The sequence below is a fragment of the Stenotrophomonas sp. 93052_Sma genome, assembly GCF_056481145.1.
In genome coordinates, this window is record NZ_CM151134.1 from 194,675 (window position 1) to 219,836 (window position 25,162).

At 60.8% G+C, this 25,162-nt stretch carries 22 protein-coding genes; 20 read left to right on the top strand and 2 right to left on the bottom strand.

Annotation, left to right across the window (positions count from 1 at the left end; all coding sequences use genetic code 11):
• Positions 1–149 precede the first annotated feature (149 nt).
• The 7 genes from ACZK2V_RS00870 (at position 150) to ACZK2V_RS00900 (ending at position 8,625) form a co-directional block, all read left to right on the top strand.
• On the top strand, positions 150–437 hold the full coding sequence (locus ACZK2V_RS00870; protein WP_130768358.1) for a CnrY/NccY family anti-sigma factor: 288 nt from the start codon (positions 150–152) through the stop codon (positions 435–437).
• A 17-nt stretch (positions 438–454) separates the two neighbouring features.
• Positions 455–883: a periplasmic heavy metal sensor gene (locus ACZK2V_RS00875; protein ID WP_087948687.1), complete on the top strand. Its 429-nt coding sequence runs from the start codon at positions 455–457 to the stop codon at positions 881–883.
• Between the two features lie 14 nt (positions 884–897).
• A complete protein-coding gene (locus ACZK2V_RS00880; RefSeq protein WP_049429827.1) occupies positions 898–1,461 on the top strand; it encodes an RNA polymerase sigma factor in 564 nt (187 codons plus the stop codon).
• Between the two features lie 87 nt (positions 1,462–1,548).
• Positions 1,549–2,772 carry a TolC family protein gene (locus ACZK2V_RS00885; RefSeq protein ID WP_033836037.1) on the top strand — a complete coding sequence of 408 codons (1,224 nt, stop codon included), beginning with the start codon at positions 1,549–1,551 and terminating at the stop codon, positions 2,770–2,772.
• A complete protein-coding gene (locus tag ACZK2V_RS00890; RefSeq protein ID WP_014645517.1) occupies positions 2,773–3,948 on the top strand; it encodes an efflux RND transporter periplasmic adaptor subunit in 1,176 nt (391 codons plus the stop codon). It abuts the gene before it with no gap.
• The gene (locus ACZK2V_RS00895; RefSeq protein WP_014645518.1) at positions 3,948–7,193 is read left to right on the top strand and encodes a CusA/CzcA family heavy metal efflux RND transporter; all 3,246 of its coding nucleotides are present in this window, start codon (positions 3,948–3,950) and stop codon (positions 7,191–7,193) included. Before ACZK2V_RS00890 ends, ACZK2V_RS00895 begins: the two co-directional genes overlap by 1 nt.
• A gap of 97 nt (positions 7,194–7,290) precedes the next feature.
• Positions 7,291–8,625 (top strand): MFS transporter, encoded by a 1,335-nt coding sequence (locus ACZK2V_RS00900; RefSeq protein ID WP_033836038.1) that lies wholly within the window; start codon positions 7,291–7,293, stop codon positions 8,623–8,625.
• A 111-nt stretch (positions 8,626–8,736) separates the two neighbouring features.
• On the opposite strand, the gene ACZK2V_RS00905 is transcribed toward ACZK2V_RS00900, so the two are convergent.
• Positions 8,737–9,060: a hypothetical protein gene (locus ACZK2V_RS00905; protein WP_008264507.1), complete on the bottom strand. Its 324-nt coding sequence runs from the start codon at positions 9,058–9,060 to the stop codon at positions 8,737–8,739.
• Positions 9,061–9,439: 379 nt separating this feature from the next.
• Between ACZK2V_RS00905 and ACZK2V_RS00910 the strand changes: the two genes are divergently transcribed.
• The 9 genes from ACZK2V_RS00910 to ACZK2V_RS00950 all read left to right on the top strand — a co-directional run bounded on the left by ACZK2V_RS00910 (position 9,440) and on the right by ACZK2V_RS00950 (position 19,754).
• Entirely contained in the window at positions 9,440–10,090 is a 651-nt protein-coding gene (locus tag ACZK2V_RS00910; protein WP_223224807.1) for a HupE/UreJ family protein, read from the top strand.
• Positions 10,091–10,109: 19 nt separating this feature from the next.
• Positions 10,110–10,760, top strand: a complete 651-nt coding sequence (locus ACZK2V_RS00915; RefSeq protein ID WP_033835782.1) for a hypothetical protein — start codon at positions 10,110–10,112, stop codon at positions 10,758–10,760.
• Between the two features lie 130 nt (positions 10,761–10,890).
• Complete coding sequence (locus ACZK2V_RS00920) at positions 10,891–11,256, top strand: hypothetical protein (RefSeq protein WP_075075811.1); 366 nt, start codon at positions 10,891–10,893, stop codon at positions 11,254–11,256.
• A gap of 88 nt (positions 11,257–11,344) precedes the next feature.
• Positions 11,345–12,595, top strand: coding sequence for a TolC family protein (locus ACZK2V_RS00925; protein ID WP_014645521.1), 1,251 nt, complete (start codon positions 11,345–11,347; stop codon positions 12,593–12,595).
• Entirely contained in the window at positions 12,592–13,824 is a 1,233-nt protein-coding gene (locus tag ACZK2V_RS00930) for an efflux RND transporter periplasmic adaptor subunit (protein ID WP_014645522.1), read from the top strand. The genes ACZK2V_RS00925 and ACZK2V_RS00930 overlap by 4 nt, the downstream gene beginning before the upstream one ends.
• A 9-nt stretch (positions 13,825–13,833) precedes the next feature.
• A complete protein-coding gene (locus ACZK2V_RS00935) occupies positions 13,834–16,971 on the top strand; it encodes an efflux RND transporter permease subunit (RefSeq protein WP_014645523.1) in 3,138 nt (1,045 codons plus the stop codon).
• A 29-nt stretch (positions 16,972–17,000) separates the two neighbouring features.
• Positions 17,001–17,699, top strand: coding sequence for a HupE/UreJ family protein (locus ACZK2V_RS00940; protein ID WP_008264906.1), 699 nt, complete (start codon positions 17,001–17,003; stop codon positions 17,697–17,699).
• A gap of 16 nt (positions 17,700–17,715) precedes the next feature.
• Entirely contained in the window at positions 17,716–18,357 is a 642-nt protein-coding gene (locus ACZK2V_RS00945) for a hypothetical protein (RefSeq protein WP_033835097.1), read from the top strand.
• Positions 18,358–18,594: 237 nt separating this feature from the next.
• Positions 18,595–19,754, top strand: a protein-coding gene (locus ACZK2V_RS00950; RefSeq protein ID WP_086009122.1) for an IS3-like element ISPa39 family transposase whose coding sequence is annotated in 2 segments (ribosomal slippage) — positions 18,595–18,853 and positions 18,853–19,754 — 1,161 coding nt in all. Because the reading frame shifts where the segments join, the coding sequence is not laid out codon by codon here.
• 234 nt (positions 19,755–19,988) lie between these two features.
• Here ACZK2V_RS00950 and ACZK2V_RS00955 read toward each other — a convergent pair.
• The gene (locus ACZK2V_RS00955; protein ID WP_014645525.1) at positions 19,989–21,779 is read right to left on the bottom strand and encodes an ATP-dependent nuclease; all 1,791 of its coding nucleotides are present in this window, start codon (positions 21,777–21,779) and stop codon (positions 19,989–19,991) included.
• Between the two features lie 274 nt (positions 21,780–22,053).
• On the opposite strand from ACZK2V_RS00955, the gene ACZK2V_RS00960 reads away from it, so the two are divergent.
• From ACZK2V_RS00960 to ACZK2V_RS00975, 4 genes are all read left to right on the top strand, one after another.
• A complete protein-coding gene (locus ACZK2V_RS00960; protein WP_130768359.1) occupies positions 22,054–22,239 on the top strand; it encodes a hypothetical protein in 186 nt (61 codons plus the stop codon).
• 451 nt (positions 22,240–22,690) lie between these two features.
• A complete protein-coding gene (locus tag ACZK2V_RS00965) occupies positions 22,691–23,266 on the top strand; it encodes an OmpO family porin (RefSeq protein WP_004134798.1) in 576 nt (191 codons plus the stop codon).
• A gap of 318 nt (positions 23,267–23,584) precedes the next feature.
• The gene (locus ACZK2V_RS00970) at positions 23,585–24,559 is read left to right on the top strand and encodes a Dyp-type peroxidase (protein WP_049423112.1); all 975 of its coding nucleotides are present in this window, start codon (positions 23,585–23,587) and stop codon (positions 24,557–24,559) included.
• 84 nt (positions 24,560–24,643) lie between these two features.
• Entirely contained in the window at positions 24,644–25,060 is a 417-nt protein-coding gene (locus tag ACZK2V_RS00975; protein WP_486322903.1) for a hypothetical protein, read from the top strand.
• Positions 25,061–25,162 lie beyond the last annotated feature (102 nt).

A 25,162-nucleotide genomic window follows, 5' to 3' on the forward strand; every position in this document is an offset into this window, starting at 1 on the left:
CTTTCTGGACGGTTCAGGGCGGGACTTGGGGAACTTCAGGGCGGGACTTGGGGAACTCAAGCACGAATGCTGGAGGGAACTGATGTGCAGCTTTGAGGGGAAGGGGGATTGGCGTGCGTATAAAGAAGGGCAGATGAGGAGAACTTCAAATGAGTGACGTAGATGAATGGCTGACAAGGGCCTCGGCTGCCACTCGGCCCTGCGGCAATGAGCAGGCCACTGATGTGCTAGTTCAGCGCTTGTCCCAAGAAGCTTCCCCTTCGCAATGGGCCGGTAAGCGAGAGTTCCGCCGGGCACTCGCATGCGCCGCGCTCGCGGCGGTGCTTACCTGCGGAGGAGTAGGCTCCGCCTTCTTTGTCACCCAGGCACCCTCGCGCCCGACATGGGTCGCGGCCCCAGCTTCCATGTCCCCATACGCTCTACTGGTGGAACGCTGATGGCAATCGGACCCCTCATGAGGCTGCCGCTGGCAACAATCGCTGGCGCCATCATTGGCGTCGTGTGCGCGCTGGCTATCGGCTGGACCTGGCACTCGCTCAATCCTGGGCACAGCGATCTCCATGAACGCCTTCACGCCGTGGTGCCTCTGGACGACTCGGAGAAGCAGATCCTCCAGGCCAAGGAACAGCTGTTCGCAACAAGGCGAGGTGAGATCGAAGCGCGCCTGCGGATTGCCAACCGCCAGCTGGCGGACGCCATCGCGGCTGACCCCAAATGGAACCCCCAGGTGGAACGTGCAAGTCGTGAGGTGGAGCGGGCTGCGGGCGATCTCCAGCGCATCACGCTCGAGCATGTGTTCGAGATGCGCGAGGGCTTGAAACCCGAGCACCGGCCGGCCTACGACAAGGCACTCCTTGAAGCACTTCGCACCGACTCTCCCTGAGCCACACAAACGTTGTGACCATCGAGGACGACAACAACTGGGCAGTTGAAGCTGCGGCAGGTAATGCTGAGGCCTTCGCTCGCCTGGTCCGCCGTCACTCGCCAGCAATCAAGCAGATGGTTCGAGGCATGGGCCTGCCCGAAACCGACGTCGATGATGTCGTGCAGGAGACATTCGTTGCCGCTTGGCGAGGCCTGTCAGAGTACGATCCGACGCGCTCGGTACTTCCCTGGCTGATGCGTATTGGAATCAACAAGGTTCGTGATACGCAACGGTTTCGACGCGTCCGCCATTTCCTGTTCCGGGCCAAGCCTTTGGATGACGAGGAAGGACGCGCCCTGCATTCCGAGCAGGCCGGGCCAGAGCAGGTTGCCGGCTCTCAGCTTGAGCTCGCAGAAGTAAGAAGGGTTCTCAACACGATCGACCCGAGCCTGCGTGAAGCCCTGGTTCTGACTGCCTTCGTCGGCCTTTCCCAGGTTGAAGCAGCTTCCGCCCTGGGTATCAGTCTCAAAACAATAGAGGGTCGCGTACTGAGAGCACGGGCCAAGCTGACAGATGCACTGAGCCGCGGGAAATAAATTTTCGCCGGATTCGAGGGGAAGGCCGCGCAGGCCGCGTAGTGCAGAAAGACGGCCGAGATTGCGGCCCCACTGCACCGGATCCTCATGAAACCATCATTGCTTGCCCTGACGGTGATGCTGGCCCTGACCAGTATCTCTGCGGCCTATGCCTCGGACGCCCCGAACTTCAGCGCGTTGCTCGAGCAGAGCAGGGCCCAATCCCCCTTCCTTCAGGAAAAGGGGTTCGACACAGCTGCCGCTGCGGGCGAAGCCCGCCAAGCGCGAGCGCTACGTAACCCCACCATTGATGCCCTCGCAGAGAATCTCAACGCTCCCCCCAGCAATGGCGCGAGCCAGCGGCAGACGACCTACACCATCAGCCAGCCACTCGAGATCTTTGGCCAACGTGGGGCTCGAATCCAGGCGGGAGAGAAAGGGCTGCAGGCGGCCGAAGCTCGCCAGCACCAGGCACAAGTCGAATTCGCCGCAGCCTTGGCTGTTGCCTACGCGTCTTCCGAGGCTGGGCTGATACGGCGAAACATTGCTGCCGAAGATGTTGATCGCGCCAGAGGCGACCTGAAGGCAGCTCAGGCGCTGGTTGACGCAGGAAAGGAGGCCAGCCTGCGCGTAGCACAAGCCCAGGCCGGCTTGAGCTCAGCAGAAGCGATTGCCGCCTCAAGAGAGGCAGAGGCGGCTGCAGCTCTCGAGCAACTGTCAGTACTGGCGGGAAGAGCTGAACCCTACTCAGGCACGTCCGAGTCACTCCTGGTGCGCGAGTGGGTTGCGCCCGCAATTGCGAACGTCGATTCGGCATCTGTCCTGTCTGCGAAGGCAGACGTCGATGCGAGCGATGCGGTTCTGCGCACTGAACGCTTCAAGCGGGCACCGGACCTTAACCTCACCGCAGGCCGTCGCAACTTCGCCGCCGGTGGGGACGCATTGGTCGTCGGCGTGTCTCTGAGCATCCCATTGTTTGACCGGAACAGCGGCGGGATCAGCGCGGCTCGAGCACGGAGCGACGCCGCCCGTGCTCGATTGGATGCAGCACGCCTCCAGAGCCAGGCGGACCGTGCGACTGCGCTTGCGCGTGTTGACGCCGCCAAGCGAGGACTGATCGCTGCCTCCAAGGGAGAGGAAGCAGCCACGGAAGCCTACCGAATGGCGCGCTTGGGATACGAGGCCGGTAGAACCCCACTGGTTGAGCTGCTGCTTAGCCGTCGCACGCTGACGGACGCGAGGCTGAGCGTGGTGGATGCACGACTCGCACGCGTTGCCGCCTACGCATCGCTCGCCGTGGCCAGCGGTCAGATTGCCTTTGGAGACATGTAGATGAAGAGAAGTATTCCGGCTGTTAACACCCTGACGATGATCGGCGTGGCTACCTTGGCGCTTGGCGCGGGATTTGGCATTGCACGCTTATCCGCCCCTTCAGAGACGGTGGTCGACCCCGCGAAAGACGAAGCCAGCGCCAGTGCGCCGGCGGAGGCGGAGGCAGCTCAGGAAGTCGCGATTCCCAAGGAGTATCTTGCCGCTGCCGGGATCTCGGTGGAGCCCGTCACTTCCGCTCAGGTAGCGGCGAATATCACCGCATCGGGTTCGGTCGTGGCAATCCCCGGTGGTGAGGCCGTCGTGGTGGCACGTGCGGCCGGTAACGTCACCGATGTCATCCGGCAGGTGGGCGACAAGGTGAAGAAGGGCGAAGTGCTGGCACGCGTAGCCAGCCCTGATGGGGCCCGTATTGCGGCTGACCTTCGTGTGGCCAGCGCCAGCCTCTCCCTCGCCGAAAAGAACGTCAAGCGCGATGAGTCGTTGCTCGCACAGGGCGTGCTGGCACGACAAGAGGCTGAGGCGAGTCGCGCCGCCTATCTCACAGCGCAAGCAGAAGCACAACGCGCTGCCCTGGTGGCACGCACCGCCAATGTGGATGGAGGAGGTAGCGTCAACGTCATCAGCCCTATCGATGGAACCATCAGCAGCTCGCAAGTGACTCTGGGCGCTTTCGTCGAGCCGCAGGCCTCCCTTTATAGGGTCACAGGTTCCAATGGCGTGGAGATTCAGGCCTCCGTTCGTGCGGGTGACACCGGTCGGATCAAGGCCGGCGACAGCGTGTCCATTACCCGCTCCGACGGAAGCGTCACCTCAGGAAAGGTCCGTTCAGTTGCTGCCGCCGTAGGTGGGCTGACAAGGGCTGCCACAGTCGTAATCACCCCGAGCGCAGAGGCGAACGGATTGGTTGTGGGTGACGGTGTGCAGGTCCGGCTGGTCACCGCTTCCGGATCGGGTGAGGGGCTGTCTGTCTCGGAAGAGGCGGTCCAGAACATCGACGGAAAAGACGTCCTCTTCGTCAGAACCAGTAAGGGGTTCACTGCACAGCCGGTCTTCATTGGCCTCCGTAGCGGTGGTATGGCGCAGATCCTTTCTGGCGTCACTGCGGGAACCCCGGTTGCTACCCGTAATGCGTTTCTGGTGAAAGCCGAGATGAAAAAGTCGGGCGGAGACGAGTAATGATCGAGCAAGTACTCACGGGTGCCGTACGGCACCGCTGGCTGGTTCTGTTGATCACACTGGTGATTGCGGTGATCGGCGGGTGGCAACTGAACCTGCTACCGATCGACGTGACTCCGGATATCACGAACAAGCAGGTCCAGATCAACACCGTCATCCCGACGCTGAGTCCAGTGGAGGTCGAGAAGCGCGTTACCTACCCGATCGAGACCGCGATGGCAGGACTTCGGGGCGTCGCGAACACCCGGTCGTTCTCGCGCAACGGCTTCAGCCAGGTCACGGTGATCTTCGATGAGAGCGCAGACCTCTACTTCATGCGCCAACAGGTCACCGAGCGTCTGACTCAGGCTCGGCCCCAGTTGCCGGAGGGTGCCGAACCACTGATGGGCCCGGTTTCGACCGGGTTGGGCGAAGTATTCCACTACAGCGTTGAATTCACCCACCCAGATGGCAAAGATGCCCCGCGAAATGATGGTAAGCCTGGCTGGCAAAGCGACGGTTCGTTCCTGACTGATCAAGGGGAACGGCTGACGGACAACATGGCACGTCTGGCCTACTTGCGCACAGTCCAGGACTGGATTGTGCGGCCTCAGCTGCGCACGACGCCAGGCGTAGCAGACGTCGACAGCCTCGGCGGCTACGTCAAGGAGTATGTCGTTGAGCCCAATGCGAGCAAGCTCGCGGAGTACGGGTTCTCCTATACCGACCTGGCCGACGCGTTGCAGGATGCCAATCTGTCGGTCGGAGCAGACTACATCCAGAGGTCGGGCGAGTCCTATCTGGTGCGCGCAGACGCCCGCATCCGCTCCGTGGACGAGATTGCCCGTGCCGTTGTGGGCAATCGCAACGGAGTTCCCGTAACGGTGGGTGACGTCGCACGTGTGGTCGTTGACGGTGAGCTCCGCCGCGGTGCTGCCAGCCGCAATGGATACGAGACTGTCGTCGGCAGTGCACTCATGCTGGTTGGCGCCAACAGCCGAACTGTGGCGGCGGCGGTGGGTGACAAGCTGCAGGAGATCGGCAAGACCATGCCGCCGGGCGTGACGATTGTTCCCACCTTGGACCGATCCCAGCTGGTTGTCGCAACGATCAAGACCGTCGCCAAGAACCTGGCCGAAGGCGCTCTTCTAGTCGTGGTCATCCTGTGTGCATTGCTCGGAAACTGGCGAGCTGCTGTCATTGCTGCATTGGTGATTCCGTTGTCCCTGCTGATCACCGCGATCGGCATGAACAAGCTCGGGATCTCTGGCAACCTGATGAGCCTGGGTGCGCTCGACTTTGGCCTGATCATCGACGGCGCGGTCATCATCGTCGAGAACGCACTGCGCCGCCTGGCAGAGCGACAGCATGCACTTGGGCGCCCGCTCAATCTATCGGAGCGCCTGCATGAAACGATCGCCTCGTCCAAGGAGATGGTCCGCCCGACCGTATATGGGCAGGCGGTCATCTTCCTGGTCTTCGTGCCCTGCCTGACCTTCCAGGGCGTCGAGGGGAAGATGTTCTCTCCGATGGTCATTACCCTGATGCTGGCGCTGGCCTCTGCATTCGTGCTCTCCCTCACTTTCGTTCCGGCGATGGTGGCGGTCATGCTCAAGGGCCACATTTCCGAGAAGGAAGTACGGGTAGTAGCTGCTACCAAGAGCCGCTATCAGCCGATGCTTCGCAGCGCAATCCGCCAACCCATGCCCTACCTGGCCGGTGGTCTTGGCGTCCTGGTGGCCGGCGTTGTGGCCTTTGGCTTTGTGGGTCGGGAGTTCATGCCCACATTGGATGAGCAGAATCTCAACCTGTCCTCCGTTCGCATCCCGTCCACATCGATCGAGCAGTCCGTCGCCATCGACCTTCCTCTTGAGAAGGCACTGATGACGTTGCCGGAGGTACAGACGGTGTACTCCAAGGCCGGTACCGCAAGCCTGGCCGCAGATCCCATGCCGCCCAATGCGTCCGACAACTACGTGATCCTCAAGCCCAAGGACCAATGGCCGGATGGAGTGAAGACCAAAGAGCAGGTGATCGAGAGGATTCGAGAAAAGACAGCCTTTCTTGTTGGTAACAACTATGACGCCACCCAGCCCATCGAGATGCGCTTCAATGAGCTGATCGGCGGCGTTCGTAGCGACGTTGCAGTCAAGATCTATGGCGAAGACCTGACGGCGCTTGCCGGCAGCGCTGACAAGATTGCGGCCGTCCTCAAGAAGATTCCGGGCGCATCGGATGTCCGTGTGGCGCAGACGGGAGGCTTCCCGACCTTTGACATGGCGTTCGACCGGGCCGCGATCGCCCGTTACGGACTCACCGTCAAGGAAGTGGCCGACACAGTGTCTGCTGCTCTGGCAGGTCGCATGGCGGGCCAGATCTTCGAAGGTGATCGGCGCTTCGACGTGGTGGTTCGTCTGCCCCGTGTGGACCGCAGCGATCTCGATGTACTAGGAGCCGTTCCGGTTATGCTGCCGCCAGGCAGTCAGGAAGGCCGTCAGTCTGTTCCGCTTCGTGAATTGGTCAGTTTCCGCTTCACACAGGGTCTGAACGAAGTGAGCCGCGACAATGGCAAACGTCGAATCTATGTGGAAGCGAATGTGGTCGGGCGTGACCTGGGTAGCTTCGTTGACGACGCCAAGGCGGCTATTGCCCAGCAGGTGCAGTTGCCCACGGGTTCCTGGATCGAATGGGGCGGGCAGTTCCAGAATCTGCAGGCAGCAACGAAGCGACTGGCGATTATTGTGCCTCTCTGCTTCATTCTCATTGCAGCCGTCCTCTACATGGCGATTGGCAACGGTTTGCTGACAGGTACGGTACTGACTGCGGTGCCACTTGCTCTGGCCGGTGGATTCTTCGCATTGGCGTTGAGAGGAATCCCCTTCTCGATCTCAGCTGCTGTGGGCTTCATCGCGGTATCTGGTGTCGCGGTGCTCAACGGCCTGGTTCTGATCTCCGCGATCAAGAAACGCCTGCACGAGGGGCTTCCGCCAGATGAGGCGGTCGAACTGGGTGCAATGGAGCGCGTTAGACCGGTTCTTATGACCGCGCTGGTTGCCTCCCTGGGCTTCGTCCCGATGGCGATTGCAACAGGTACGGGCGCCGAAGTGCAGAAGCCACTGGCTACAGTGGTTATCGGGGGTCTTGCCACGGCAACCGTACTGACGCTGTTCGTGCTGCCTGCGCTGTGCGGGCTGGTACTCCGAAGAACTGCGCGCAGGAAGGCCGCGGGCATTGAAGACCCCTTGCCGGTACCCGAAGTCGATTGAGCGCAAGCCCCTTCCACGGCTTCACGTCCTGCCCTGCGGATCGGATTACGATCCGCAGGGCAGCGGCGCTTTCCACTGTTCCATCTAGAGGTGAGCCATGATCGAGGTCCTACGCTTTCCAACATTCAGGAACCTGTTCGCTGCGCAGGTTATCGCGCTGATCGGCACGGGCTTGGCTACCGTGGCGCTCTCTCTTTTGGCCTATGACTTGGCGGGGGCTGAGGCGGGCGCTGTGCTAGGTACGGCTCTGGCAATCAAGATGATTGTCTACGTGCTGTTGGCCCCTCTGTCCGGAGCGATCGTCCCGGCAAATCTACGCAAACCGGTGCTTATTGCCCTCGACCTGGTGCGGGCGGGCGCGGCGCTTTGTCTGCCGTTCGTCAACCAGATCTGGCAGGTGTACCTGCTCATTGCCTTGCTGCAGTCGGCCTCGGCGTGCTTCACCCCTCTGTTCCAGTCGACGATCCCGGAAATCCTGAAGGAGGAACGCGACTACACCCGAGCACTGTCCCTGTCGCGCCTGGCCTATGACCTGGAGAGCCTGCTGAGTCCCGCGTTGGCCGCTGCTCTGCTGACGCTGATCAGCTTCCACGGCCTGTTCGCTGGTACGTCCGTAGGCTTCGTGATATCCGCCATCTTGGTGTTCTCAACTGCATTCCCCTTCGTTGCTCCGTCCCTAAGAAAGGACGGTCCCTACGCCCGCGCGATTCGAGGAATGCGGATCTACCTGAAGACGCCCAGGCTGAAAGGGTTGCTTGCCCTTAATCTGTGTGCGGCCGCCGGCGGCGCCATGGTGTTCGTGAACACCGTCGTTGTGGTGCGCAACGTTCTCGGCGGAGCAGAGTCACAGGTGGCATGGGCGCTGGCAGCTTTCGGTGGCGGCTCGATGCTGACGGCGCTTGTCCTCCCCAAGGTTCTCGATCGGGTGGCTGACAGGCGCGTGATGCTCTCCTCAGCCCTTGCAATGTGCATCGTACTTGTGACCCTCGGGCTTACCTGGCTGCTCTCGCCCTCCTCCATAGGTTGGCCCATCGTGCTCGCCGGCTGGGCATTGTTGGGGATGAGCTATGCGGGGCTGGTGACTCCTGGCGGCAGACTGCTGCGGCGATCAGCGGAATCCACCGATCTGCCATTCCTGTTCGCAGCGCAGTTCTCTCTCTCCCACGTGTGTTGGCTGATTGCCTACCCTCTGGCGGGAGCCGTGGGTGCGAAGTTTGGAATGCCAGTGGCGATCATGGCACTGGCAGTAGTCGGCATCGCCGGATTCGTGTTCGCCTGGAGAATCTGGCCCGCCCATGACCCGGACGAGATCTCCCACGGTCACGACGATCTGGCTGCGGACCATCCCCACTGGGCGGAACACGCTTCTTCCAACGGCAAGCACTCACATCGGTATGTCATCGACGACGTGCACCCTCGTTGGCCTGGATGACGGAAACTTGAACAAGGGGCGCGAGAGGGCACTTTCACCGCTCGCGCCCGACGTTGTCATATCGACTTTGCCAGAACAAGCCTCTAGTCTTTGCCCGTGCGATCCCTTCGTCTACCAACCAGCGTGCTGTTGCGCAGCTGCATCTTCATGATGCTGGTGGCGAGTCTGTTCGTGCGACCCGTCCTGAATCATCTGGGTGAGCTGCACGGCTTGCAGCACATCGTGCAGGCTGCGGTGGAACATGGTCACCCCCATGTTGGGGTGAGTGATGCCGCAGACCGTGATCTTGAACACGCGGTTGGATTGCACAGCCTGTTGCACCAGGCCGATCTGACGGCTTCTGTAGGCATCTTGGCCAGCCTTGCTGGACCCGCTCGAGTTGATCTGAGCGATATCCATCCCTGGCACCAGCCAGCGGCAGAGCTTCAGCATCATCGCTCATCCCTGTTCAGGCCTCCTATCGCCTGAGACCCAGGCCTCGTGCTCGCACTGAGCAGAGGCTTGGCAGCGCCCGTCCAGTCAATCCTTACTGGACGTTCGTCGCTGCAAGAAATTATTCATTCGTTCCCCGCCCGGACCCCGCTTACACGCAGTGATCCGTGTGACGTGCCGTGCGCGCCCTCTGCGCACTCGTAGCACGTTGCGCCGGTTCCCAGTGTCGTAGCGGATAGCCTTGGCGGAGGTCCGCTGACCGCATTCGTAGATCCTCATCATGATCCCCAGTTCTGAATCCGGGGCGCTCTCGCGCGTCCTTCTCCAACCCCCACTACGGTCGCACTGGCCGCGAACTCTACTCGCACTGCTTTCCCTGTTCATGCTGCTACTCACAGCTGACGGGGCGTTGGCTCACGCGATCGCCGAAGGCGACAAGGGCTACATCCAGGAAATATCTGGAGTAAATCTGATCGCATTCGCCTATCTGGGCGCAAAACACATGGCCACCGGCTATGACCACATCCTGTTCCTCCTGGGCGTGGTGTTCTTCCTGTACCGGATGAAGCATGTCGCGCTGTATGTGACGCTGTTCGCGATCGGGCACTCCACAACGATGCTGCTGGGTGTGCTGTTCAACGTGGGCATCAACAGCTACCTGATCGACGCGATCATTGGTCTGTCTGTGGTCTACAAGGCCCTGGACAATCTGGGCGCCTACCAGCGTTGGTTCGGCTTCCAGCCAAACACAAAGGTTGCGACGTTGATCTTCGGCCTGTTCCACGGCTTTGGTCTGTCAACCAAGATCATCGAGTACGACATCTCACCCGATGGTCTGTTGCCCAACCTGCTCGCGTTCAACGTCGGCGTGGAGATCGGCCAGATCCTCTCGCTTGGCGCGATTCTGATCGCAATGGGCTACTGGCGCCGCACGCCCAGCTTCTTCAAGCACGCCTACACCGCCAATGCCGCCATGCTCTGCGCCGGATTCATTCTGATCGGCATGCAGCTCACTGGCTACTTCGTTTCCTGACTTTCAAGAGAACTACATCATGTACAACAGTAAGCCCGCCGAAGGCGACCTCCCCACCAGCCGCCAGTTGGGACGCACCACCGCAATTGCCGCCGGCATCGCCATTGTCCTCCTGGTTGGAGTGGTGATGCCATCTGAGTACGGAATCGATCCCACTGGTGTTGGTCGGGTACTGGGCTTGAAGGAAATGGGGGAGATCAAGGAACAGCTTGCCGAGGAAGCGGCAGCTGACGCTGCGATGGACGCAAAGGCCGCCGAAGACGAGGCAGCCGCCCTGCTGACGCAGGTGTCCACGCAGAACCGTAAGACCGTTGAAGTTGCTCAGAAGCCTGCCGCGAGCAATGCGGCCACCGCTGCTGAATGGCGGGACGAAGAACAGGTTGTCCTGGCGCCGGGCCAAGGCACCGAGATCAAGCTCGTCATGAAGGCGGGCGAGCGCGCCAGCTACCAGTGGTCTGTTGAAGGCGGCGTCGTGAACTTCGACGCCCACGGAGACGGCGGCGGTCGAGCGATCAGCTATGAGAAGGGTCGAGGGGAAGCCACCAAGCAGGGGGTGCTCCTGGCTGCCTTCGACGGCAACCACGGATGGTTCTGGCGCAACAGGGGCGAGGAGCCCGTAACGCTTCTGCTCCGCACCGGAGGGGAGTACGAGTTGATCAAGAAGATGTAAACCGCAGCGGTTAGCGGTGGCCGGGTGCGCTTAAGGCCCGGCCACCGCCCTATGTGCGGTATTTCCGATGGGCTGCGCCCAGTTTCGGCCCCCTCGACAACCCCAGCCAGCCCCGCTTAAGCTAACCTATATGCGTCTTTCCGCCCGCCACGGCCTTGCCCTCAGGATCAGCTTCTTTGCGCTGATGCTGTTGAGTGTCGTTGCGCGGCCGATGGTGATCCAGCTCAGCGAACTGCACGGATTGGAACATGACATCGCAGCAGCGGTGGATCATGGCCATTCACATGCCGGCGGTGCGGGCGACAATCTGGACCCGGATCACGCCACTGGCGCTCATGCGGTACTGCATCAGGCAGATGCGAGTTTCGCTGGAAGCCTGTTCACGCCCCACGTCTACCTGGCTTCACTACCGCTGGCCGGTGAAGTCCATGCTCTGCGACTTCTGAGGGTGCCTGCAGGGCACCCGGCGTCACCCTTCCGACCTCCGATCGTCTGACGACCCTAGCTGCGCTCTAGCAGCCTGAGCGCGCCTCCCGTGTAGCGGAAGGCGGCGCGTCGTTCTGACTTTCTTTCCGGAGGCTTCCGTGAAATTCCGTAGTGTGTGGGCGCTGGCTGTTGCCGGCGCCTGCGGTGTGGCCGTTCCTGGCTACGCCGCCGAAGTGCTGCGCCTGGAGGATGCGGTCGCCCGCGCTCTGGGCACTCACCCAAGCGTGCAGGCAGATGCCGCACAAATAGAGGCGACAAAGAACCGTGCGGCGCGAGAGGGCTTAGCAGCCCCGTTGGTGCTCGGCGGAGAACTGGAGAACGTGGCCGGTAGTGGCAGCGTGCGAGGTATGGACGCTGCCGAGGCAACGTTCCGGGTATCCAAGATTCTGGAACTGGGTGGCAAGCGGGCGGCCCGCCAAGCGCTTGGCGGCGCCGAGGTGGATGCAGCCCTGCGAGAGGCTGATGTGACCCGGGTGGCCATCGCCACACGCACCGCTGGTCGATTCATCGACGTGCTTGCGGCGCAGGAGCATGTCGAGCATGCGGAAGAGCGGATTCGTATGGCCCGCGCGCTTCAGCGAGAGGTGGCCCGCTGGGTCTCTGCGGCACGGAACCCGGATTCAGACCTGAGGGCCGCTGAAATTGCCCTGGCCGATGCAGAGCTCAAGCGTGATCAAGCAGTCCAGCGGTTGGAGGCCTCGCGCATGGCGCTTGCGTCTTCCTGGGGCTCTTTCACCGCTGACTTCGACACCGTCGCCGGCGATACAAACATCCTCCCTCCGCTGGATGACTACCAGACGCTGTCCGAACGCCTTCAGAACGCGCCACAGCAACGTGCCTTCGATGCCCAGTCCAGAGTTCTTGCCGCGCGCCGCGATGTCGCCGTTTCCAGCGCGAAGCCTGACGTGAGTGTTGGATTTGGACTTCGCCGTCTTGAAGCAACGAAGGACAGTGGCTTGGTCATGTCGATCTCGGTTCCCTTGGGAACCCGGCGTCGATCAGCCTACTTGGTATCCGAAGTCGACTACGAACTGAGTGCGCTCAAGTCACGCCGTGAAGCACAAATGTTGGAGCTCAACCAGGAGCTGTTCGGAGTCTATCAACAGCTGCGCCAAGCGCAGTTGGAGGTCACCTCCGTTCGTGAGCGGCAGCTCCCCAAGGCGGAGCAGGCGATGAATCAGAGCCGTCGTGGCTTCGAGGAGGGTCGATTCTCCTATCTCGCATTGAGCCAGGCGCAGAAGACGCTGTTCGACCTTCGTGAGCGCGAAGTCGAGTCCGCCGCACTCTATCTCCGATTGCTGGTCGAGGCAGATCGCCTCACCGCCTCCGCCCAGGATATCCGCCCATGAATCGTTACGCCCTTCTTATGTTGCTTCCGCTGGCACTGGCCGCCTGTGGCGGTGAAAAGCCGGTTGAGAAAGAAGCCGCAGAATCCGCCGCCGCGGCCGGCGACTACGAGCGCGGCCCCAACCGCGGTCGCATGCTCCGCGATGGTGATTTCGCACTTGAAGTCACCGTCTATGAAACCAACACGCCTCCTCAGTTCCGCCTCTACGCCTATCGAAATGACAAGCCGATCTCACCGAATGAGGTGAAGGCAACAATGCAGTTGAAGCGCCTCGACGGTGAGGTCAATGATTTCACTTTCACCGCCGAAAACGACTATCTCGTAGGGAACGGCGAGGTCGTGGAACCTCATTCTTTCGACGTGAAGGCAGACGCAGTGGTAGGAGGAAAGACACACACCTGGTCCTATCAGTCCTATGAAGGCCGTACCACCATCGAGCCAAGCGCTGCCAAGGATGCGGGTGTGGTGGTGGAAGAGGCTACCGCTGGCACTATCCGCGATACGGTCACGCTGATGGGAAACATCGCGGTCAACACTGGCCGCCAGGCCGCCGTCAAAGCACGATTCCCAGGTATTGTCCGCAGCGTGTCGGTCGAGATGGGCCAACGCGTTTCGGCAGGGCAGACGCTGGCGACGGTTGAAGGCAATGACAGCATGCGCACCTACGCGGTGATTGCTCCCTTCAGCGGCATCGTTCTTGCGCGCAACACCAGTGTTGGTGATGTGGCCGGCGACAACACACTGTTCGACGTTGCCGATCTGTCAGAGGTCTGGGTCGATCTACGAGCTCTGGGCACTGACGCCGAGCGTCTCGCTCCAGGTCAAGCAGTGCGGATCCGTTCCGCCACGGGTGCCTTGGAGACTGAAGGTAGGCTCCAAAGCCTGCTTCCGCTGGCAAGCAGCGGCCAAAGCGTGGTTGCGCGCGTGAGTATCCCCAATGGTGACGGCAAGTGGCGTCCAGGAATGGCTGTCTCGGCCGAGGTCATCATTGCCGAGACACCTGTTCCACTGGCCGTCAAAGAGTCAGGGCTCCAGCGATTTCGCGACTTTACCGTCGTATTTGCGCAGGTGGGCGATACCTATGAGGTGCGCATGCTTGAGCTTGGAAAGCGTGATGGCGAGTGGGCAGAGGTTCTTGGCGGACTGAAGCCCGGAACGCGGTACGTCGCCGAGCAGAGCTATCTGATCCGTGCAGACATCGAGAAGTCTGGCGCCAGCCACGACCACTAAGGATCCATCATGCTAGAGCGAATCATTCGCGCGTCCATCGCGCATAGATGGCTTGTGCTGCTTCTGGTCCTGGCGCTGTCAGGCTTGGGCATCTGGAACTACAGCAAGCTGCCAATCGACGCCGTCCCTGACATCACCAATGTCCAGGTCCAGATCAACACCGAAGCACCAGGCTACTCTCCACTGGAGGCAGAGCAGCGGGTAACGTTCCCCGTCGAGACAGCCTTGGCCGGCTTGGCCAAGCTGGAGTACACGCGGTCCATCTCGCGTTATGGTCTCTCCCAGGTCACCGTTGTATTCGAAGACGGTACCGACATCTACTTCGCGCGGCAGCAGGTGGCCGAGCGCTTGCAGCAAGCCGCATCCCAGCTCCCAACTGGGCTGAAGCCAACGCTGGGCCCGGTCGCCACCGGTCTCGGTGAGATCTTCATGTACACCGTGGAAGCCGAGAAGGGTGCTGAAGAGACCTGGACGCCGATGGCGCTTCGTACCCTCCAGGATTGGGTGGTACGCCCCCAGATGCGACATCTGAAAGGTGTGACAGAGGTCAACACCGTCGGTGGCTATGTGCGGCAGTTCCACATCACGCCTGACCCGCGCAAGCTTCAGGCGTACGAGCTGACCATGCAGGATGTGATGGAGGCCGTGGCGCGCAGCAATGCGAACGTGGGTGCCGGCTACATTGAAAAGAGTGGTGAACAGTACCTTGTACGCGTTCCTGGCCAAGTGGCGGACATGGACGGCCTGCGCAAGATCGTGGTCGCCAATCGCGAGGGGCTGCCGCTTCGCGTCGGTGACCTCGCAGACGTTCACGAGGGCACCGAACTTCGAACGGGGGCAGCGACCAAAGATGGCAAGGAAGTGGTACTTGGTACTGCATTCATGCTCATTGGTGAGAACAGCCGCGAAGTCGCTCAGCGAACCGCTGCCAAGCTGAAGGAGATCGACGAGACGCTTCCAGAAGGTGTCCGCGCGCATGCGGTCTATGACCGTACGGAGCTGGTCGACCGCACCATTGAAACCGTCAAGAAGAACCTGCTGGAAGGTGCCCTGCTGGTCATTGCGGTGCTGTTCCTTCTGCTCGGAAATCTTCGCGCCGCACTGATCACGGCCGCGGTCATTCCTTTGACCATGCTGCTGACCATCTCCGGCATGGTCCAGAACCGTGTCTCAGCAAATCTGATGAGCTTGGGTGCGCTGGACTTCGGTCTGATCGTCGACGGCGCGGTCATCATTGTTGAGAACTGTCTGCGCCGCTTCGGCGAGCGTCAGCACGCCCTGGGGCGTCTGTTGACCCGGGATGAGCGCTTTGCTTTGGCCGCCAGCGCCAGTGCCGAGGTGATCAAGCCCAGCTTGTTCGGCTTGTTCATCATTGCCGCCGTCTACATCCCGATCTTTGCGCTCTCCGGCGTGGAAGGAAAGATGTTCCACCCGATGGCCCTGACCGTCGTTATCGCGCTGACTGGTGCGATGGCATTGTCCCTCACGTTCGTTCCCGCTGCGGTTGCTCAGTTTGTCACGGGCAAGGTCTCGGAGAAGGAAACCAAGGCTATGCGGGGCGTGACCAAGCTGTATGGCCCGATGCTGGAACGGGCAGTCAGTGCTCGCAAACTGGTTGTGGGTGGTGCAGCCGTTCTCACCGTACTGGCGGGTCTTCTGGCCAGTCGCATGGGCACTGAGTTCATTCCGAATCTGGACGAAGGTGATATTGCGCTTCACGCGCTGCGCATTCCCGGCACTAGTCTGACGCAAGCCATCGGCATGCAGCGCCAGCTTGAAGCGACCATCAAGAAGTTCCCCGAGGTCGATGAGGTTGTCGCAAAGATCGGCACAGCAGAGGTAGCGACCGACCCCATGCCACCGTCGGTCGCAGACACCTTCATCATGCTCAAGGATCGCGACCAATGGCCTGATCCCCGCAAGCCAAAGGCGCAGCTCATTGCTGAGCTGGAGAAGGCTGTCCGAGCAATTCCCGGCAACAACTACGAGTTCACCCAGCCCGTGCAGATGCGCATGAACGAGCTGATTGCCGGTGTACGCGCCGAGGTGGCGGTGAAGTTGTACGGTGACGACCTGGATCAGCTGGCGCAGATCGGCAGCCAGATCGAGGACGCCGCAGGTTCCATCCCAGGCGCCGCAGACGTGAAGTTAGAGCAGATCAGTGGTCTGCCTCTTATGACCATCACGCCTGACCTGGATGCTTTGGCCCGCTATGGCGTTTCGATCGACGAGGTCCAGAAGACCATCTCTGTTGCGCTGGGCGGTGAGGCGGTCGGTCAGGTCTTTGAGGGTGATCGTCGCTTCGACATCGTCGTTCGTCTGCCCGAGAACCTGCGTCAGGACACCCGGACGCTCGCATCGCTACCGGTAGCCGTCGCCCTCGGGGCCAGTTCCGGCGAACAGAGAGCGTTCGTTCCGCTGGGGCAGCTGGCTAAAGTTGAAGTTGCGCCAGGCCCAAACCAGGTCAGTCGCGAGAACGGCAAGCGTCGCGTCGTCATCACCAGCAATGTACGTGGTCGCGACCTTGGTTCGTTCGTAGAGGAGCTGCGAGAGAAGGTTGGTCAGGAGGTGCAGTTGCCGGAAGGCTACTGGATTGAGTATGGCGGTACCTTCGAGCAGCTCATCTCTGCCAGCAAGCGGCTGTCCGTGGTCGTGCCGGTCGTCCTGGTGATGATCTTCGGCTTGCTCTTCATGGCGTTCGGCTCGGGCAAGGATGCTGCCATCGTGTTCAGCGGCGTTCCACTTGCGTTGACCGGTGGCGTGGTGGCTCTGTGGATGCGTGACATACCCCTGTCCATTTCTGCAGGCGTGGGGTTCATCGCGCTGTCGGGCGTCGCCGTGCTCAACGGCCTGGTCATGATCAGCTTCATCAAGAGCCTTAGGGAACAGGGCACTCCCCTGCACCAAGCGGTAACCGAAGGTGCACTGACCCGGCTGCGCCCCGTGCTGATGACGGCCCTGGTTGCCAGCCTGGGCTTCCTGCCAATGGCCCTAAACGTTGGGGCTGGCGCGGAAGTTCAGCGCCCGCTGGCGACGGTCGTTATCGGCGGAATCATCTCCTCCACGCTGCTGACCTTGCTGGTGTTGCCGGCGCTCTATCGCCTCATCCACCGCGAAGGGGATGAGCGGAAGGAGGACGCAGCGTGAACCCGTCCATCTCAACCCCTCCCAGGAACATGCAGTTGACCATTTCCAAACGAACCCAAGCGTGGCTCTACCTGCTTGCAGCCATCCTTCTGCCTTGCGTTGCTTGGGCGCATGGCGTCAGTGAAGGCGACCAGGCCTTCCTGGAAGACAGTACCGGCCTGCAGCTCATCGCGTTCACGTACCTCGGCGCCAAGCACATGGTGACTGGATACGACCACCTCCTGTTTCTGTTCGGGGTGATCTTCTTCTTGTACCGGATGCGTGATGTCAGCATCTACGTGACGTTGTTCGCGATCGGCCACAGCACCACCTTGTTGCTAGGTGTCCTGGGCGGATTGCATGTGAATGCGTACCTGGTCGACGCAATCATTGGCCTGTCGGTTGTCTACAAGGCGCTGGACAACATGGGCGCGTTCAAGCGCTGGTTTGGGGTACAGCCCAACACCAAAGCCGCCGTGCTGATCTTTGGCTTCTTCCATGGCTTTGGTCTAGCGACAAAGCTGCAGGATTTCTCGCTCTCACCTGACGGGCTTGTCCCAAACATGCTCGCCTTCAACGTGGGGGTCGAGATCGGACAGCTGCTCGCGCTCGCAGGCATCTTGATCGTGATGGGCTTCTGGCGCCGCTTGCCGTCATTCCATCGACAGGCGTACAGCATCAACACCGCCCTTATGTGCGCCGGCTTCGTGCTTGTTGGCATGCAGCTCACCGGCTACTTCGTTTCCTGAATCTACAGAGGTACTCATGTCCATCACGCTTTCCAATCAGCTGCCCAGCACTCGCAAGCTGCTGAAATCCACCGCCCTGGCCGCTGCCGTTGCAGGGGTGATTCTGCTCACCACCGTGCTTCCCGCGGAGTACGGAATCGACCCTACGGGCGTAGGCAAGGTTCTGGGTCTGGACGCCCTAGCCTCCACTGACCAGGTAGAGGCCGTAGCTCCCCCAGTTCCGGCATCTGCTGGCAGCGCCGAAGCCGTCTCGGCGCTGTTCGAGAAGGCCAAGGTTGCCTTCGGGAGCAATGGCAAGCAGACCTTCGAACCCGCCGCTGTCTCTCTCGCCAGCACTCCTTTACGGCAGGACTCACTGACGATCGAGCTTGCCCCTGGTAAGGGCCAGGAGGTGAAGGCCCATATGGCTCAGGGCGCTGGGATGGTTTTCAGCTGGAAGGCCACGTCTGATGTTGCCGTGGACATGCACGGCGAGCGTCCCGACGTGAAGGGCCCCTGGACCAGCTACGCCGTTGAAGGCGCCCAGCGTCAGGCTGAGGGAACGTTCATTGCTCCCTTTGAAGGTACCCATGGGTGGTACTGGCAGAACCGCGGCAGCACCCCCGTGATCATCGAGGTGCAAATTACCGGCTACCAAGCCGACCTCTACCAGCCGTGACACCCGGCATAACGCCGAAATCAACCTAGGAGAAGCAACATGAAGAATCGTTTTGCCCTCATCAGCGTCCTTTTCGCTTCCATTGCAGCGTCCGCATCGGCCTTCGCACATGATCCGGCGCTTCATGCCGAGTCGGAAGTGAAGGAGGCGCCTAAGGCAAAGCCTGCTACGTTGACCTGCCCCCCGTTTTCCGGGCCAACCTGATCTTAGTAGAGTCCGTCTCACAAGAGGACGGACATGAAGAAGCGATACACCGAAGAGCAGATCATCGGCTTCCTGAAGCAGGCGGCCGCCGGCACGCCGGTCAAGGAGCTTTGCCGCAAGCACGGCTTCAGTGACGCGTCGTTCTACCTGTGGCGGCGCAAGTTCGGCGGCATGGATGTGCCCGACGCCAAGCGCCTGAAGGCACTGGAAGCGGAGAACGCGCGGCTCAAAAAGCTGTTGGCCGAGTCGATGTTGGACAACGAAGCGCTGAGGATCGTGGCGCGGGGAAAATACTGAGCCCGCCGACGCGACGGGCTGCCGTCGCGGACGTGCGGGCGAAGCTGGGCCTGTCGGAGCGGCGGGCCTGCCGGGCACTGGGCTTGTCACGCAGCGTGTTGCACTACCAGCCGCGCATGGCGAACGCGCCGTTGCAGGCCAGGCTCGTTGCGTTGGCGGGCGAACGTCGCCGGTTCGGCTACCGACGGCTGCACATCCTGCTGGAACGGGAGGGCTGGATCGCCAACCACAAGCGAATCTACCGGCTGTACCGCAACGCTGGCCTGGCGGTGCGCAAGCGCCGCAAGCGCGATCGCGTGGCCGTCGAGCGCCGTCCGCTGCAGCTGCCGTCGGGGCCCAACCACACCTGGTCGATGGACTTCGTCTTCGACGCCCTGGCCAACGGGCGCCCGATCAAGTGCCTGACGGTGGTGGACGATTGCACCAAGGAAGCGGTGGAAATCGCCGTCGGCCGGAGGATAAATGGCCAGAACGTGGCCGACATCCTGGATGCGGTATGCCGTTTCCGCGGCTACCCCGCGGCGATCAGGACCGACCAGGGACCCGAGTTTACCGGCCGGGCGCTGGACCAGTGGGCGACCGCCAACGGCGTGACGCTTGTGCTGACCCAGCCAGGGAAACCCACGCAGAACGCCTATGTGGAGAGCTTCAACGGCAAGTTCCGGGACGAATGCTTGAACGAAAACTGGTTTATCTCGCTCGAGCACGCACGGGCGGTAATCGCCATCTGGCGCAAGGACTACAACGAGGTGCGTCCGCACAGCTCACTGCCCAAATGCACGCCTGCCGAGTTCGCCGCCGCGCTGCGCAACGAAGGTGCCTTGACTGGTTCGACCGCTGATCGAAACCTGACCCACCGGAGCGGTATGCTCCCCAACCTGGACTCTACTAAGTAGCTAGTGGCCCTGAGAAAGGGGGCAGGTCAACGTGTGAACAGCTGGCTGACCGGACGAAGTTCAAGGTGGATCTTGCCGATCCTCAGACCAAGGCGCTGAAGGACAGGTGCGACGCTCAGGCGCAGTCTGCAGCCAAGAAGAAGTAGTAGGCTGCAAAGGATGGTCCGGATTGTGAGGGGCCGGACCATCCTTCCCCTTCTAACCTATATGCATACGTTGAGCTGACGCGTGGATTCAGGGCTGTGCAAGCTGACTCAATTCGGCAAAGAAGGTATGCATATCTTGGGGTACCTCTCCATAGGTTAGATTCCTGGCGACGTCTTCTCTGCTTACGCGGAATTTTTTAAGAACGGAGTTTCCGCTTATGAATATTTCTTTCCCATGCGCATCACGGATTGGTAGTGCGATATCGCTAGCTGTTGGATCAGCAGGGATAACAAGAGCGTGCTCGGCGAAGAAGGCGGTGACATCGCCTTGAGGTGATCCAGCTGCGCGAGCTATGGCGCTCGTGCAGAGGAGATGGTTCTCAATGTGCCTACGCCGCCATTTCATGGCTTTGAAATGGGGTTGTTTGGAAGTGAAAGACTTGTCGATAAGATCATTACCGACCGTCGCATGTGGCTCATCGTCGCGATCCCGAATGCTGATTGCCCGAAGACCAGGAATCTCCGCCAACAGCTGGAGGTAGAGTTGCTGCCTCTCGCCGGCAGATCCCGTCCAGTACCAAGGGACAACGTTCTTGGGCCACGCAAAGTTTGCTTGTTTAGCGATTAGCTGGAGGAAGCGCCAATCGCTCTCGGCTTCCAAGATCAGCATACGTCTGTGCTCCATCAAGGAGTGCAGGGTAGGGGTCTGGATCGTCCCAATCCCGCCAAGAACCTTGACTTTGCCCACTTCCTCTTGGAGGTACTTTGCCTTTCTTTCTGCGACAGCCAGAATTTTCCCATGATCGTAAAAGCGAATCAGTTCAGGAGAGTGTGTGGCCATCAGTACTTGCTTGTTGCGGAGGCTTGCAACGTGCCCGAGGGACATAAGCAGCTCCCTCTGCAGGGTCGCGTTCAGATGTGCATCCGGCTCATCGAGAAGAACGACGTCGACATCGGGTGAGAGTGCGAGGGCGTACACGCTCAGCCATTGGAGGAAGCCACTTCCCTCCACCATAAGGTCTCTTGGAGTGTATTTGGGGTGTCGCTTGAATGTGTCACCCTTCAGTTCACCCTTGGCGCTCTCTACACGAAGGTAGCTGTGAAATCTCTCGTTGAAAGGAACGACCCTCAAATCAGTGGCAAAGATGGACTGCATCGTGCGTAGCAGGATCTCCCAAGGGTCGTTCGAGCGCAGCCATTTCAGCGAGGAATCCTTCAACTTTCTGCTGTTTCCACGCAGGCGTTCACGTTCCCTCCTGTTGTGTTCGTGCAGATCGAATAGGACGTTGCGAATGACTCCACCCGATAGGCCTTGGCCTATCAGACGTTCTCTCATGGCAGGAGTCAGTCTGCCTTCACGATCAGTGATGCCAGCGAATGGCGGTAGATATCCCACTCGCGGGACGTTGCCATCGATCGGCTCGCCCTTTGCGTTGACGATCTCAGCAGCTACCAGATTCGTTGAAGTGGTTCGCACAAAGAGACGATCATTGGCCTGTGACAGACCTATCTCCAAGTGCCGCTCCTGTTTGTCGGGCAGGTCCCAATAGACGCCAATCTTCAGTGTATAGCCGTCGGGCTCGTCGTCCTTGCTAGTCTTCAGATTGGTCCAGAGATGGCTGAGCGATGGAATTTGCATCGGCGTGAAATCCGCAATACCCATGCCCAGGCCAGTTTTGTTCTTGGTTTGCAGCCAGCTGGATCGCCCTTTCTCGATCTCTAGCATAGTCTTGCAGAACTGCCAGATAGCGAGAGCTTGCAGAATCGAGGACTTGCCGGAGTTGTTTCCTCCAACAACAAGCGAAAGGCCTTGATCAATCTCTATCTCTGTGTCCCGAAACTGCTTAAAGCGATGTAGCGTGATCTTCTTTATATGCATGTATCCCCCCTAGAAATTTTTCATTTCCATTTGCGACGAAGTCAATGCTCAGCCGATTTCGTTCGGCGAATTCTCCGTACCCGCTACCGTAGCAGGAGGCGGAATGGAATTGGAGTGACCTAGGAGCTGGAGAGAAGATGCGCTCCCTTCAGTCTGACGGAGTAGGACAACTGCGCAGCAGGGGTAGCTGGCTAGAATTGTGTCCAATGTTCCACCACGATTGCCAGATTCTAGTTGGCGGCGCTCTATCGGGCAGACGAAGAGAGATCCTTGCATGCTGCGCAGTGTTGAGGGCAGCACATTGATTGATTTGGTTGACGGATTCGTCTGCATCGCCGCCATCTCTCAAAAGCAATGGGCCGATGTGCTTGAGGTCGTTCGCAGAGCCAAACCAATTTCGATATCATCAGATAGTCAAGAAAATCACCTCAAACGGTGGCGAGGACATGAACGCAATTGATCGAGATATCCTGATCGTCGGCTTGTTTATCGCTTCTTTTGCCGTCTTCTTTGTCGGGTGGGCCTGCTGGCTCGCTGCGCGTCGGCGGCCTTGCCGGCGATCTGAGCGGAAGGTCTGAGTGAGCCTCAGGGCTATTCACGCCTAGATCTTCTTGGTCTCAGTGCCGCTCGCCCAGGCTACTCGGGGCGTACCCCTAGTCGGTGCCCGAGAGTGTTCCCATAGTTGGGACGCCGATGTGTTCCCATAGTTGGCGTTCAAGTGCCCAACTATGGGCACGTGGCTAAATGCCATGCGGAGTTCCCTGAACGCCAGCCTTATTTATACACCAGTCAGTTCAATATTCAGGGTTGATTAGACCCCCTAACGGATAATTCACACCTGTCGACCGCCTCCTCTCTCCCCCCTCCCGGGAGGCGGTCGACGAAACCAAAATAATTAAAGGTGTGTCCCGATGAACAAGAATTCGCTGCTTGCCCTGGGTCTTCTGGCTGCTCTGCCGTTCGCTGCATCGGCAACCGATGGCCTGTCGTACAACTACGTTGAAGGCGGCTACGTGAACACCGATGCCAAGGGCGGCGACGCCGATGGCTGGAAGGTGAAGGGTTCCGTTGCGGTGCACCCGAACTTCCACGTCTTTGGCGACTACAGCGCCCAGGAAACCGACAAGTTCAAGAATGACGTCGACCAGTGGCGCCTGGGTGTCGGCTACAACTACGGCATCGCACCGAACACCGACCTGGTGGCCCGTGTTGCGTACCAGAAGTACGACGAGAAGCGCGGCCTGGACTTCAACGGCTACTCCACCGAAGTGGGCGTGCGCACCGCGTTCAACCCGTACGTGGAAGGCTACGTGATGGCCGGCTACGAAGATTTCAGCAAGAAGCACGGCTACAACCCGGACGGCGAGTTCTACGGCCGCGTCGGCGCCACCGCCAAGTTCAACCAGAACTGGGGCCTGAGTGGCGAAGTGAAGCTGGCCAAGGCCGGCGACCGCGAGTGGTTCGTGGGCCCGCGCTTCACCTGGTAACAAACGCCTGTCGTTAGTGCGTGTTGTGCTGGCGTGTGACTCTCTCTCTCTCTCCCACACGCCAACCGAAGCCCGGCCTCGCGCCGGGCTTCACTTTTATGCGGGCTCACTGACGCCCTGCTGCGGCATCCCATACCACTGCTGCACGCTTGGCTTCGATGGCACGGCGCTGGTCCTGCAAGCCCTGCTGACGCAGGAATAGTGCTGCAGCGCCGGCATCGGAACGAGAACCGCTCCGTCCCCGGTCAGGCGGTTCCGCTATGATCGCCCGCACATCGCCACACGCGATGCGCCCGCCTCAAGCCAGCAGGAATCGCCGTGAACTCCCAGCCCGCACCGATCACCGCCCTCAACCACACGCTCGACAACGAGCCGCAGCAGATCACCGCGCCACTGACCCATTCGGCGGCGTTCCTGGTGCTGAAAGTGAAGGATGACGAGGCGTCGATCGCCAAGGCACGCGAGGTGCTGGCCAGCACCGATGACCTGATCAAGAACACGGCCATCCGTGAAATCGAGCGCACCTTCACCTGCAACGTGGCCATTGGTCACCGCGTGTGGCAGCCGTTGGTGGGCACCACGCCGCCGCGTGAACTGAAGCCGTTCCGCGAGATCAAGGGCGCGACCCACACCGCGGTGTCCACGCCGGGTGACCTGCTGTACCACATCCGTGCGCGCACCATGGACCTGATCGTGGCATTCGAGCGCAACCTGCTGATGGCGTTCGGCGATGCGGTGGAAACGGTCGATGATGTGGCCGGCTTCCGTTATTTCGATGGCCGTGACCTGCTCGACTTCGTCGACGGCACCGCCAATCCGGAAGGGCTGTCGTTGCCGGAAGCCACCATCGTGGGCGATGAAGATCCGGAGCATGCCGGCGGCAGCTACGTGGTGGTGCAGAAGTACCTGCACAACCTCGATGCCTGGCGCGCGCAGAAGACCGAGGCGCAGGAAGCGATCATCGGCCGCACCAAGCACGACAACATCGAACTGGACGATGCGCCGGCCGATGCACAGAAATCGCACAAGACCCTGTGCACCATCGAAGACGCCGACGGCGAGCACGAGATTCTGCGCGACAACATGCCCTTCGCCAACCCGGGCCGTGGCGAGTACGGCACCTACTTCATTGGCTACACGCGCCGCCTGTGGGTGATCGAGAAGATGCTCGAGCGCATGTTCATCGGCAATCCCGCGCCGCTGCATGACCGTATCCTCGATTTCTCCACCGCCACCACCGGCGTGACCTTCTTCGCGCCCTCGCGCAAGGTGCTGGCCGACCTAGGCGATTGATCGCGCCGGGGAGTGCCGACCGCCATCTGCCTGTCATCTACCGCGCCGACCATCAGCCGTTGGATGAGAGCGCAGGAGCGGGCGATGGCGATGGCAAGGAACACAACCGGCGCACGCCGCTGGTGGCGGCTGTTGGCCGCGCTGTTCGGTGCGCTCGCACTTGGAAGTGCCAGCGTTTCCGCACAGGAGGCTCCCGCACACTGGATGGCCTATGCCGCCGCCGTGGGCGGCCAGCTGCAGCAGCGCCTGCAGCAGGAGCAGAACCCGCAGGCGCAGCGCGTGCTGGAATGGCTGCAGGCACACCCGGATACGCCGACGCCGCTGCCGGTGAGCGTATGGATCGCGGCGGATGGCCGCATATCGAAACTGGAATTCGACAGCCTGGGCGATGCCCAGGTCGACGCCGACCTGCGCGCGACGCTGCAGGCCGCGCCGTTGCAGGCGGCACCGCCGCCCGACATGCGCCAACCGCTGCGGCTGGGCCTGCTGCTTACCCAGTAGATCCACGCCATGCGTGGATGCGCCTGGTAGATGCCGACCTTGGTCGGCACGCGCGCCAACCAAGGTTGGTGACTACCGGTAAGCCCCGGCCACGCATGGCGT

What these genes read in the sequence shown, in the direction of transcription:
- ACZK2V_RS00955 (WP_014645525.1), bottom strand. Translation starts at nt 21,779, where the DNA reads ATGCATATAAAGAAGATCACGCTACATCGCTTTAAGCAGTTTCGGGAC.
- ACZK2V_RS00915 (WP_033835782.1), top strand. Translation starts at nt 10,110, where the DNA reads ATGTACAACAGTAAGCCCGCCGAAGGCGACCTCCCCACCAGCCGCCAG.
- ACZK2V_RS00895 (WP_014645518.1), top strand. Translation starts at nt 3,948, where the DNA reads ATGATCGAGCAAGTACTCACGGGTGCCGTACGGCACCGCTGGCTGGTT.
- ACZK2V_RS00945 (WP_033835097.1), top strand. Translation starts at nt 17,716, where the DNA reads ATGTCCATCACGCTTTCCAATCAGCTGCCCAGCACTCGCAAGCTGCTG.
- ACZK2V_RS00935 (WP_014645523.1), top strand. Translation starts at nt 13,834, where the DNA reads ATGCTAGAGCGAATCATTCGCGCGTCCATCGCGCATAGATGGCTTGTG.
- ACZK2V_RS00900 (WP_033836038.1), top strand. Translation starts at nt 7,291, where the DNA reads ATGATCGAGGTCCTACGCTTTCCAACATTCAGGAACCTGTTCGCTGCG.
- ACZK2V_RS00960 (WP_130768359.1), top strand. Translation starts at nt 22,054, where the DNA reads ATGCTGCGCAGTGTTGAGGGCAGCACATTGATTGATTTGGTTGACGGA.
- ACZK2V_RS00885 (WP_033836037.1), top strand. Translation starts at nt 1,549, where the DNA reads ATGAAACCATCATTGCTTGCCCTGACGGTGATGCTGGCCCTGACCAGT.
- ACZK2V_RS00910 (WP_223224807.1), top strand. Translation starts at nt 9,440, where the DNA reads ATGCTGCTACTCACAGCTGACGGGGCGTTGGCTCACGCGATCGCCGAA.
- ACZK2V_RS00940 (WP_008264906.1), top strand. Translation starts at nt 17,001, where the DNA reads ATGCAGTTGACCATTTCCAAACGAACCCAAGCGTGGCTCTACCTGCTT.
- ACZK2V_RS00890 (WP_014645517.1), top strand. Translation starts at nt 2,773, where the DNA reads ATGAAGAGAAGTATTCCGGCTGTTAACACCCTGACGATGATCGGCGTG.
- ACZK2V_RS00875 (WP_087948687.1), top strand. Translation starts at nt 455, where the DNA reads ATGAGGCTGCCGCTGGCAACAATCGCTGGCGCCATCATTGGCGTCGTG.
- ACZK2V_RS00870 (WP_130768358.1), top strand. Translation starts at nt 150, where the DNA reads ATGAGTGACGTAGATGAATGGCTGACAAGGGCCTCGGCTGCCACTCGG.
- ACZK2V_RS00930 (WP_014645522.1), top strand. Translation starts at nt 12,592, where the DNA reads ATGAATCGTTACGCCCTTCTTATGTTGCTTCCGCTGGCACTGGCCGCC.
- ACZK2V_RS00905 (WP_008264507.1), bottom strand. Translation starts at nt 9,060, where the DNA reads ATGATGCTGAAGCTCTGCCGCTGGCTGGTGCCAGGGATGGATATCGCT.
- ACZK2V_RS00975 (WP_486322903.1), top strand. Translation starts at nt 24,644, where the DNA reads ATGGCGATGGCAAGGAACACAACCGGCGCACGCCGCTGGTGGCGGCTG.
- ACZK2V_RS00965 (WP_004134798.1), top strand. Translation starts at nt 22,691, where the DNA reads ATGAACAAGAATTCGCTGCTTGCCCTGGGTCTTCTGGCTGCTCTGCCG.
- ACZK2V_RS00920 (WP_075075811.1), top strand. Translation starts at nt 10,891, where the DNA reads ATGCGTCTTTCCGCCCGCCACGGCCTTGCCCTCAGGATCAGCTTCTTT.